The organism is Corynebacterium sp. AOP12-C2-36 (assembly GCF_052379185.1).
Classification (GTDB): Bacteria; Actinomycetota; Actinomycetes; order Mycobacteriales; family Mycobacteriaceae; genus Corynebacterium.
Map to the genome: position 1 here is coordinate 1 of NZ_JBQSYJ010000041.1, position 9,027 is coordinate 9,027.

Genomic DNA, 9,027 nt, shown 5'->3' on the forward strand with positions numbered 1-9,027 from the left:
CTCCTCGGGCGGCTCGGGCAGCTCCGACAACGTGGGCACGCCCGGCGAGGACGCCACCGGTGGCGACGTGCTCGGCGAGAACGAGAGCGCCGAGGGCAGCGATTCCGGTGACTCCGGGACCGTCGGCAACACCGGCACCCCGGAGCAGTCGGACGCCACCAGCGACCGTGGCGCGATCGCCGCCGGCGGCGACGGCCCGATGTGCATCAACTGACCGCGAACTCCGGGGGAGCGGGGCGTGCGCAGAATACGGCGCGTCCCCTTGTCCCGGTGACGCGGGTCCACCGCAGCGGGACGTGCCGCCCCCCCCCCGGGGGGGGGTGCGCCTCACTGAATCGCGTGCGACCGTGCGCAGATGCGCTCCCGTCTGCACACCTCACCGACCGCGACCAGATCCGTGCAGTCGGGGCACGGCACAGCACGGCCCGCCGAGTCGAAGAAACCACGCCGCTCGCGAGTATGCGCCCCTTAGGCTCGTCTACGCGAGCGGCGTGGTGGATTACGCCTCGGCGATCACAGTCAGCAGGCCGGGGTAGAGGTGGTGCCGACCTCGTGGGGCTCGGGGTGCGTGTGTTCGTGCAGCAGGTACCGGGGACGTGACGATCGCACGATGGGGGTCGAGCGCGTTGATACCCTGGTGCACGGCCACCTTCGAATCGTCGTTGCACCCCGCCGGCGGGCAGTGCGTGCCCAGCAGGTCCACCCCGGACGCGTCGAGGGCCCTCACCGCTTCGGTGTACAGCGCGTCGGCGGGGTCGTCCCTGTAGCGCACGCCGCCGGACACCGCCAGGAACCGGGAGCTGGACAGCCGCCGCGTCGAGATTCTGGGCAAGAGGTTGCCTGCGGGCGTTCCCAACGACGCCCGGTTCGAGGCGTTCCCCAGCGTTCCTGCCGACTCACCGCTGTGGGATCCGGTGGGCGACCCCGGCCCCGACGGCGAGTAAACCGCCGTGTAGGTAGACCGCAACAAACCCCCGGCCTGTTCAGGCCGGGGGTTTGCCATGAGGAACGGGCCCAGGTCAGGGCCGGTAGTCGGAAATCGCTTCCGGGATAATCGAGTCCAGGACCGGCGAGACGAGGTCCCAGCGAAGGAACGTGGCCCAGTCCAGCCCACGCAGGGCGTTCTCGGCGGCGGCGATGATATCGAACGGCATGGTGGGGCTCCTTGTTCTCGCAGCCCCACCGGACGAGAGCGCCGGAGGGCAACGTGGCTGTGGCGATTACTGGTGCACAACCAACACTAGCCTGTCTGTCAGGCAGCGCTACGGGCTACGGCATCCGGCAGGACGCCCACGCTGCGGTAGGGCTGACCGACCGCAGCGTCCACGAAGGGAACGTCGAGGTCGTCGATCACCAGGCGGGGATCGCTTGCCCGCGAGCCAGCAGCGGCGTCCTGGGCAGCGGCGGGTGTCCTGGTCAGGTAGAACATCCCGACAGCCACGAAGGTAACCAGAATGAGCAGCAGGGGAGCGCCGGTGACGGGGATGCCCAGGAGGATGGGTCCGGCGGCAACAAGGGTGGTGTTCATGGCGATGGTTCCTTTCGATGGGACCCGAGGTGGCCTCTTGCCACCTCGGCTTATAGAACAAGTCTATCACCTAGACGACCATCAACCAGTACTTTATTTACAGTTCGACCCGCCGCTGCCCTGGACAGTCGACTCATCTCAGCAGGTCACTGTATGGTTGTGTAACCACAAAAGGTGCCGTCTTGCACTACCAGCCAGACGCGTCACTAGAGGAGGGTCCCATGACCACTACGCTCAACCACCCTGCCCGCACCGCTCCGGCGCCGGGGCTGACCTTCACCGGAGCCTCGCGACTGGTCGACGGCGAGCGCGTCTGGCAGATCGCCGCAGCCGGCCGGGTGACCTATCACGTCCCCTTTCCCGACTGCCACGCCATCGTCGCACTTCGCGCCGGTGACCTGGGCGGCTGGATCGGCGAGAACGTCAGGATGCATGGCTCCTGGGTCGAGCAGCACGCCGAGGTCACCGGGGACAGCGTCCTCACCCGCAGCGTCGCCGGCACCCGGCTGCACGACGCTCACCTCGTAAACACGATCCACCGCGGCTGACCGGTCGCAGCACCCCTACACCGCATCGAACCCCGCAGCCGTCGCAGCTGCGGGGTTCGGCGTTCGCCCAGGGGCAGGGGATTACTGAGCTCGGCGCGGGCGGGGAAAGCGGGGTACCAGGGTGTTCAGGGCGGTGGCGATGATCTCGGCATCGGCGGTGGTGTAGACGGCGACCGGGACCCGGCGGCCGAACGGTAGGGTCGTCTCCTCCTGAGGCGGGGTCGCACCGTCGTGGACGCGCATGTACTGGGCGCGCACGGCCTTGCCGAACACCGAGGGCGACACCCGCTCCTCCAGCCCACGCTCACGTAGGTAGGTCGCCAGGACGATGCGCTGCGCTCCCAGGATCTCGGTCAGCCCGCGGTCGATGATGCGCTGCATTAGGCAGCTGCGCTGGGTATCGACGTCCTCAGGGAAGAACTCGCCGAAGATGCTCAGCGCGGCTGCCACGGCCTCGACGGTGCCGTTGTTCACGGCGATGTCGAATATCGGGCGGGCACTGCGTCGACCGGCCGACAGGTCGCCGTCGTCGGCGGCCTTCTCCAGCTGGTTGCAGATCTTGGTGTGGTTGTAGCGACTGTTCTCGCTCATGGCGACGGGCTCCTCATGGTCTCGGTGGCGGTCGGCTCTGGTGCCGTCCACGGCGTGATGTACACAACCATACCGACTAACACCCAGTCCGGCCTATAGATACTCCGTCCCCGTCGTGCTCCTCACGCACACTATTCCTGATGGCGCGGAATCGGGGACATACCGGCTACCACCCATCTCGGGTGGTATGTGGCATACTCGTGCACATCAGCACCGCATACCGGAACCCGGCCGGCAGCGACCAGAACCCCGAGGAGACCCACATGGACACCCTGATGAACTCGACCATCTTCACCGCCGACGTCGGACAGACCGCCGCGCCCATCGTTCTCGGCGGCATCCTGCTGGTCCTGACCCTGTGGGGCGGCAAGCGCGTGATCCGGCGCATCAAGCGCCGCGGCATCCGCCACGCCAAGAAGGCCATCATCGGCACCGCCCTGGCCGGCAGCGGCCTGCTCGACCTGGGTGGAATCCCCAGCGAACTGCTGACCAGCGTCTTCATCTAGGAGCCCGCCGCTTTTCTGCGGCACCAGCCCCGCCCCCCAACCTCCCTACGCCACCGTAAGAAAGGGAACCCCCACCATGTACCCGATAACCACCATCCCCGGAGCCACCACCCGCCCCCGACTGGGTCCGTCCCTGCGCGCCTGCATCAGCTCCGGCGCCCGGCACTGGTCAACCGACATCGAGGTCGCCGACCTGGTCACCTCCACCGACGGCAACCTCGCCGTGCGCGACGCCGCCGTACTGTCCTATGGCCCCGAGCAGGATTCCCTGCTGGGCGCCGCGAAAGTCACCCTCCAGCTCGCCAGTGACGGCGACTACCGTCTGGCCGTCGACATCGACCCGCAGCACCTACCTGCCGGCGGATTCCCGCAGGCGTGGAGCGCTGACGCACTGCTGCCGGTGTCCCAGTTGCGGCTGAACTACCAAGCTGCCCCCGTCGCTGCGTAGGCGCGGCTGCCGCTAGTTCTCCTCATCCTCCAGGCGCTTTCGGCACAGCTCGTCGATGATCTGCGAGAGGTTCGTATCCTCGTCGACGGCGAGGTAGCGCATCTTCTTCCACACGGCGGTGGACATGTAGATGGTCGTGCGCCGATCCAGCACGTCCGGGCGGCCCTCATCCATGATGTCCTTCACCGAGGGCGCAGGCTGCTGGGATCCGCGCTGCATCTGACTGCGCATCGTGTCGCGCAGGTTGGGTCGATCGTTGGCGCTCACAGGGAAACCTCCAGGTCGTCGATGATTCCGAGGATCTCGTCGAGAATGTCGTTGTAGCCGTTGAGGTTGGTCGGGGTGGTCCCTAGCCAGTCCTTGATCTTCTCGCGCTGCGGGATCGGGGTACGGAACACCGGAACGTTCTCTTCACCGAACAGTTCCCGCGTCGCCTCGTACAGGCGGGTGTTGATCAGCACACCGGTGAGCAGGACGACGGTCGGCAGTGCGCGGGTGAACTCCAGCGTCGGCCAGACGCGGGCGATGTCCATGGGGGCGGCACCCGTGGGAACGATCACCAGGTCCGCTGCGTTGATGGCGGCCTGGATCTCCTCCGCGGTTCCAGGGGGAGTGTCGATGATGGTCAGCGAGGACTGGTCACGTTTGCGCGAGCGTCGCTCGATGGCCTTGGCGTCGGCACGCTCGACCGGGAAGGGCAGCGGTGCGCCGCGACGTTCGGCGATCTCGGCCCACTGGTAGGCCGAGCCTTGGCGGTCTGCGTCCAGGACGTCCACGGTGTATCCAGCGTTGTGGGCAGCGACGGCCAGCCCGATGGTCGAGGTGGTCTTTCCCACGCCGCCCTTGGTGTGGGCGAAGGTGATGATCACAGGTGTGGCTCCTTGCATGCGGCGGAATAGCGGTCGTACACGCAGCTGCACCGGGACGGCCGCGGATCGCTGCGCTGGGCCCCGGTGGGCAATGGGGAATTGGGGCCCAGCGCAGCGAGGGGAAGTCCGGGCTCGTCGGCACCTGCTGTCGTGGGGCCCATCGTAGCGTCAGACAGCGGCTCAGCGTGGGGACGTTGCTGCGGTGTGTCGCCAGGGAGTGGGGACGCTAGCACCACAACGCTGTGGCGTTTTACTGGGGTTTTCGGTGTCGCTGTGTCACTCGAACACCCCCTGCAGGTAGGGTCTCGCACAGACGAAAGACGCCGCACCTGGAGGCAACCAGGCACGGCGTCGCTCCCCGATCCGGGACACCCGCCCGGAGGAAGCATGACCATGACCCTACCCGAACCCACCAGCGCAGGCGACACGTCCCCCTACGGCGAGTCGCAGCCCGCCTCTGACAACCTGCCGGCCGTGCGCAGCGAATCGCAAATGGTCGGCTACACCACCCGCCTGCTCGTGCAGGCGCTGTTCCCGTACCGCAAGCCGACCTCGGACAAGATCGTCTCGCGTGACGGCAACACCCGCATCACGATCATCTCCTCCGACGGGCTGCCCTACGGCAAGTACCCGCGACTGATCATGGCCTACCTGATCACCGAGGCCGTCAAGCGCCGTGACTTGCCCGAGGACGAGGCCCGCAAGATCCCGCTCGGCAACTCCATGAACGAGTTCCTGAAGAACATGGGTCTGAAGAGCCGCGGAACCGGCGGGGCCCGAGGCACCATCGGCCTGCTGCGTGAACAACTGCGCCGGCTAACCGGCACCACGATCCGTGCCGAGAAGCTGCACCGCAGCATCGACGGCGACCGGGAATCCGGCGGCAACGTCAGCGTCGCCGACTCCTGGGACCTGTGGTTCGACTCCTCGCCGGACCAGCAGACACTGGAGCCCAGCTACCTGGAGCTGACCCGGCAGTTCTACCAGGAGATCTCGTCGTCCTCGATCCCGCTGGACCTGAACATCCTGCGCAACCTCACCGGCTCGCGCAGCATGGATATCTACATCTGGCTGACGCTGCGGCGGTTCTCGATGCGCCGGCCCACCGAGGTGGACTGGGGGAAGCTGCAGCTGCAGTTCGGCCCCGGCACCCCCGACACCGGCCGCGGGCGTACGGACTTCCGGCGCCGGTTCCGCGAAGCGATGGAGGACGTCCTGGAGTTGTGGCCCGACGCCGGAGTGAGCTTCACCGACGCCGGAATCCTGATCCAACCCGGTCAGCCGTCGGTGCCGCGTAAGCCGCCTCGGCGCGAACTCGGCCGGTAGGACCCCGCGCAGCGTCGGGCCGGGCAACCGGGGGAGGGGTGCCGTGTGCGCTGTTCTGCGCACCCTCTGCCTGCCGTGTGTGCGCTGTTCTGCGCAGTATTCCACCAGGCCATGTCCGGTGCACCCCCGCAGTGGGGGACACGTGTGCGCTGTTCTGCGCATGGATGGGGACGGACCTGGCGTGTGTCGAGTTCTGCGCACCTCCTGGAACTACGACCGCGCGGCCGAGAGCCGGTGTGTCCTGTTCTGCGCAACACGGCGTCTGGCACGCGGTTATGCACAGCGACCTGCGCAGAAGTGGACATCGACACCGCGGCTGTGGACAACACCAACGCTGCAGGCCACCCGGTGTTTCTCGCCCGCAGCCGGTACCGGCACCCCGTTCATCTGCGCAGATGAACGCACACGGTCCTGCGCAGATGAGCGCACACGCCGCGTTTTCCCAGCTCACCGCTGCGCAGAACAGCGCACCCCACCTAAACCCCCTGCGCAGATGTTGGCGCACGCCCGCGCAGAACACGACGCAATTCCGCGCAGATGTTGGCGCACGCGTGCGCAGAACACGACGCATAATACGACTTGTCCACAGGCCCTGACCTGCGCCCACACCGTTTTCGGAGGGGTCGCTATCTTATACAACCTGTACAAGAGAATATGGCCGGTGCGGCCCAAGCCGGGCCCGACAGGCTTACCAGCCGAGGCGGTCGCTGAAGGCCACGATCTCGTCGATCTTCCACGGCGTGGACCGCACCGGCGGCAAGTTCTCCAGGTAGCTGATCAACTTCGACGATTCCACGGCTACGATCGGGATCCGCGGGTTGTCCCGGTCCTGCGGCGGCGCCGGCACCTCCAACACCCCGCTACCACCTTTCTCACCGACCTTGCCCGAGGACACCGCGATCACCACCAGGCCCACCTGACACTCACCGGTGCCGTAGTCGACTGCCCCTGCTTCGTAGAGCAGCGTGGTCGGGGAGTCACCACGGATCTGCGAACTGCGAGGCGACCCCTCAGCGTTGGCCAGTCGCTTGCCTTTCTTCGAGCTACGCACCACCAGACGCCCGGTCCAAGCCTTCGTGTCGATCATCACCAGGCCTGCCGGCCCGGAGATCAGGTGGTCGATGTTGGCCGACACGTCTTTCTTCGCTGCTCGGTGCCCTCGGCCGTAGACGTCGAGGTCGTGGGAAACCTGCCAGTCCGTGCCCAACCGGTTCTCCAGCATCGTGCCGATGTGCAGCTCCGCCTCTGCCCCGACACCGTGGCGCACCACGGAATGGGGCAACGGCAAACCCGGCACCGCCTCGCAGGCGGAGTAACCACCTGCCTTCACCGCCGTCAGGGCGCGCTCGGCTGCCCACTGCGGGTCCATCGGAACCTCCTTGCCCACTTTCTTCTGAACCTCGCGTGTCTCCATGCGAGTGACTGTCAGCGGCGCGGGACAGGCCACAGAAGCCTGTTTGGGCGCCTGCGGGGGTTCCGCCTGCGCCGGGGCGACTTCAACGCGTGAGACAAGCCACATGCCTGTGCAATAGACGCCGCGGGCCACAACCCACAGCAGTGCCGGGAGCGCGAAGATCGCCAAGGTGGTCCCAATTCCGGCAACCAGCGTGTCCGGCGACGCTGAAAACGCGGCCCACAGCAGGCAGGCCAGTAGCGCGACGGCAGCGGTCCTTGCCCAGCCACGCAGTTGACTGGCTGTAGGCTTCAGCGCGGCGCTTCGCTCAAACACACGATCAGCCGGCGGTGCGCTGACGGGCGCGAGCGCTGGCGCAGTCTCCGGCACGGAGGCTGGCGCGTCGTCGGGCCCGGTGCTCGGCTTCTCCAGGACGGCGCCGGAGGCCACGGGGACGGCCACTGCAGCTGGTACCTGGACAGGCACCTGCTGAGTGACGGTCTCGACCACGACCTCGCGGCGTGTTTTTCCCCGAGCTCGCGCACGGACTCCTGCGGTGAACTCGGCGAAGGCTGAGTCGCCGGGCTTGCGAGTGCCTACACGCGTGGCCATAATGTCCCCTGTTCAATGCAGGGTCCCTGCGCGCCACTTCTAAGGGATTCATGTACCACCATGTCCCCAGGGTAGGGGGATCAGGGGTGCCTAGTCACTCGTGGAAGCAACTTCAGGGGCAAGTCATGCGGTTGACCGATCTGGAGGGGATCTAAACCAGATAGCTCGGGTGGGTTAGTTTTGAAAGTGATTCCGTCTCGATTGGGAAACCACTCACGAGTCCAATAGATGCCGTTTATCCGGAGTGTCAGATATGGATAATGATTCTCGCCGTTCGTTAGGAAAAAGCACGGAGTATCGCATCTCGCAGACGGTCGCCTAGGGCCCGCTCGGGAGACTGTTCGCGAAACATCGCGCAATGTGTGTACTCTAGGGGGCGCTGGACACGAGCGGGTGTGGTTACCCGTCATCCAGCGGATCAGGTGCCGTGGGATTCTAGGCTGTGGCGGCCGAAACCCCAACATTGGCTCCGGGAGAAGCGCCCCCGCCGGCTATGCCGGCGGGGGCGCTTTATTTGTGTCACGTCCCGATAGCTGACACGTCCATTTTGTTAGCGAAGAAACCCGATGCAACGATTCTGTATCAGGCGTGAAAACTCGCCGGTACAGCTATTGCTGCACCCCCGACAAACCGTTCGGGGGAAATCTCCCCATTGGATCTGCGGGGGTGTTCGTGCGCAGAACTGGGCACACTCCTCAGCGGCGGGGGGGGTAGTCGAACAGTGCGACGGCGAGCGATCAGCCTACCGTGGGAGCTATCGAACTGGTAACGCTGCTGAGCTCCAGCTCGAATCCGAGAAGATGGCTGACCGAGTCCAGATCGTCGCCCGTGAGCTGGTCGCGGATGAACTCGCTCGCATCCACTGGGTTAGCAGCGACATGCTCGGGGACGGTCTTGGTCGTCCGGTAGGTCAACGTGGCGACCACTTCGGCGGTACGGGTCTGCTGGCGCATGGGAAACTCCCAGGTAACAGTGTGGCGCAGGTGGTGTGCCGCTGGGGGAGTGAAGCCCTGGTCGCCGGCAACGGCCGGGGGCTCCACAGGTGGCGTCCGGGAGGTGCTGGTCAGCCTAGCAGGCAAAACCGGCGATGGTGAGTCCAGTTCTGCGCAGATGCCGGGGGAGTACGGGGTGCGCAGATCTCGACACACGACGCGTCCCGACCGCGCGGCTGGTGGAGAGCCATTCCACGACCATCATGGTACATGG

General features: G+C 66.3%; 12 protein-coding genes and 1 pseudogene. 5 read left to right on the plus strand and 8 right to left on the minus strand.

The window, feature by feature from the left end:
- Positions 1 to 214 (plus strand): annotated as a pseudogene (locus ACT3UN_RS16090) (hypothetical protein); the annotation flags it as partial.
- A gap of 285 nt (positions 215 to 499) precedes the next feature.
- Here the strand turns inward: ACT3UN_RS16090 and ACT3UN_RS16095 are convergent.
- The 3 genes from ACT3UN_RS16095 to ACT3UN_RS16105 form a co-directional block, all read right to left on the minus strand.
- Complete coding sequence (locus ACT3UN_RS16095; protein ID WP_444657593.1) at positions 500 to 832, minus strand: hypothetical protein; 333 nt, start codon at positions 830 to 832, stop codon at positions 500 to 502.
- 187 nt (positions 833 to 1,019) lie between these two features.
- Entirely contained in the window at positions 1,020 to 1,154 is a 135-nt protein-coding gene (locus ACT3UN_RS16100) for a hypothetical protein (protein WP_444657594.1), read from the minus strand.
- 98 nt (positions 1,155 to 1,252) lie between these two features.
- Positions 1,253 to 1,528: a hypothetical protein gene (locus ACT3UN_RS16105; RefSeq protein WP_444657595.1), complete on the minus strand. Its 276-nt coding sequence runs from the start codon at positions 1,526 to 1,528 to the stop codon at positions 1,253 to 1,255.
- Positions 1,529 to 1,749: 221 nt separating this feature from the next.
- On the opposite strand from ACT3UN_RS16105, the gene ACT3UN_RS16110 reads away from it, so the two are divergent.
- The gene (locus ACT3UN_RS16110; protein ID WP_444657596.1) at positions 1,750 to 2,076 is read left to right on the plus strand and encodes a hypothetical protein; all 327 of its coding nucleotides are present in this window, start codon (positions 1,750 to 1,752) and stop codon (positions 2,074 to 2,076) included.
- Positions 2,077 to 2,157: 81 nt separating this feature from the next.
- Here the strand turns inward: ACT3UN_RS16110 and ACT3UN_RS16115 are convergent, their stop codons facing one another.
- Complete coding sequence (locus tag ACT3UN_RS16115) at positions 2,158 to 2,667, minus strand: hypothetical protein (RefSeq protein WP_444657597.1); 510 nt, start codon at positions 2,665 to 2,667, stop codon at positions 2,158 to 2,160.
- A gap of 200 nt (positions 2,668 to 2,867) precedes the next feature.
- Between ACT3UN_RS16115 and ACT3UN_RS16120 the strand changes: the two genes are divergently transcribed.
- Positions 2,868 to 3,173, plus strand: coding sequence for a hypothetical protein (locus ACT3UN_RS16120; RefSeq protein ID WP_444657598.1), 306 nt, complete (start codon positions 2,868 to 2,870; stop codon positions 3,171 to 3,173).
- A gap of 76 nt (positions 3,174 to 3,249) precedes the next feature.
- Positions 3,250 to 3,621, plus strand: a complete 372-nt coding sequence (locus ACT3UN_RS16125) for a hypothetical protein (protein ID WP_444657599.1) — start codon at positions 3,250 to 3,252, stop codon at positions 3,619 to 3,621.
- Positions 3,622 to 3,633: 12 nt separating this feature from the next.
- On the opposite strand, the gene ACT3UN_RS16130 is transcribed toward ACT3UN_RS16125, so the two are convergent.
- Positions 3,634 to 3,888, minus strand: a complete 255-nt coding sequence (locus ACT3UN_RS16130; protein ID WP_444657600.1) for a hypothetical protein — start codon at positions 3,886 to 3,888, stop codon at positions 3,634 to 3,636.
- Positions 3,885 to 4,490, minus strand: coding sequence for a nucleotide-binding protein (locus ACT3UN_RS16135; RefSeq protein ID WP_444657601.1), 606 nt, complete (start codon positions 4,488 to 4,490; stop codon positions 3,885 to 3,887). Before ACT3UN_RS16135 ends, ACT3UN_RS16130 begins: the two co-directional genes overlap by 4 nt.
- 393 nt (positions 4,491 to 4,883) lie before the next feature.
- Here ACT3UN_RS16135 and ACT3UN_RS16140 point away from each other — a divergent pair, with 393 nt between their 5' ends.
- Positions 4,884 to 5,816, plus strand: coding sequence for a replication protein RepA (locus ACT3UN_RS16140; protein WP_444657602.1), 933 nt, complete (start codon positions 4,884 to 4,886; stop codon positions 5,814 to 5,816).
- A gap of 688 nt (positions 5,817 to 6,504) precedes the next feature.
- Here the strand turns inward: ACT3UN_RS16140 and ACT3UN_RS16145 are convergent.
- Both ACT3UN_RS16145 and ACT3UN_RS16150 read right to left on the minus strand, forming a co-directional pair.
- Complete coding sequence (locus ACT3UN_RS16145; protein WP_444657603.1) at positions 6,505 to 7,230, minus strand: nuclease-related domain-containing protein; 726 nt, start codon at positions 7,228 to 7,230, stop codon at positions 6,505 to 6,507.
- A 1,328-nt stretch (positions 7,231 to 8,558) separates the two neighbouring features.
- Positions 8,559 to 8,774: a hypothetical protein gene (locus ACT3UN_RS16150; protein WP_444657604.1), complete on the minus strand. Its 216-nt coding sequence runs from the start codon at positions 8,772 to 8,774 to the stop codon at positions 8,559 to 8,561.
- Positions 8,775 to 9,027 lie beyond the last annotated feature (253 nt).